Raw genomic sequence first — 912 nt, 5'->3', positions numbered from 1 at the left:
AAGTGTCAATCCACAGTTTCGGTGATCTGTTTAGCCCCGGTACATTTTCGGCGCAGCGCCACTCGACCAGTGAGCTATTACGCACTCTTTAAATGATGGCTGCTTCTGAGCCAACATCCTGGTTGTCTGGGCAACGCCACATCCTTTTCCACTTAACAGATACTTGGGGACCTTAACTGGTGGTCTGGGCTGTTTCCCTCTCGACTACGGATCTTATCACCCGCAGTCTGACTCCCAAACATAAATCTTCGGCATTCGGAGTTTGTCTGAATTCGGTAACCCGGGATGGGCCCCTAGTCCAAACAGTGCTCTACCTCCGAGATTCTATCGTTTGAGGCTAGCCCTAAAGCTATTTCGGAGAGAACCAGCTATCTCCAGGTTCGATTGGAATTTCACCGCTACCCACACCTCATCCCCGCATTTTTCAACATACGTGGGTTCGGGCCTCCAGTAAGTGTTACCTTACCTTCACCCTGGACATGGGTAGATCACCTGGTTTCGGGTCTACGACCCCATACTTATTCGCCCTATTCAGACTCGCTTTCGCTGCGGCTCCGCATTCTCTGCTTAACCTTGCATGGAATCAGTAACTCGCCGGTTCATTCTACAAAAGGCACGCCATCACCCAGCGTATTTCCCCGAAGGAAAATACGCACCGGGCTCTGACTACTTGTAGGCACATGGTTTCAGGATCTATTTCACTCCCCTTCCGGGGTGCTTTTCACCTTTCCCTCACGGTACTGGTTCACTATCGGTCACTAGGGAGTATTTAGCCTTGGGAGATGGTCCTCCCGGATTCCGACGGAATTTCACGTGTTCCGCCGTACTCAGGATACACTCTGGAGAGAATGAACTTTCGACTACGGGGCTTTTACCCTTTATTGCGGACCTTTCCAGATCGCTTCGTCTAAT

Annotated in this window: 1 rRNA gene; it reads right to left on the bottom strand. The window is 50.9% G+C overall.

Features of this window, described 5'->3' with window-relative positions:
* Positions 1 to 912 (bottom strand): 23S ribosomal RNA (locus tag ACFSFY_RS10905); the annotation flags it as partial.

The sequence above is a fragment of the Sporosarcina siberiensis genome, assembly GCF_042681925.1.
GTDB classification, from domain to species: domain Bacteria; phylum Bacillota; class Bacilli; order Bacillales_A; family Planococcaceae; genus Sporosarcina; species Sporosarcina siberiensis.
The sequence above is the reverse complement of the archived record's forward strand: the minus strand, read 5'-3'. Positions and strand labels throughout refer to the sequence as shown.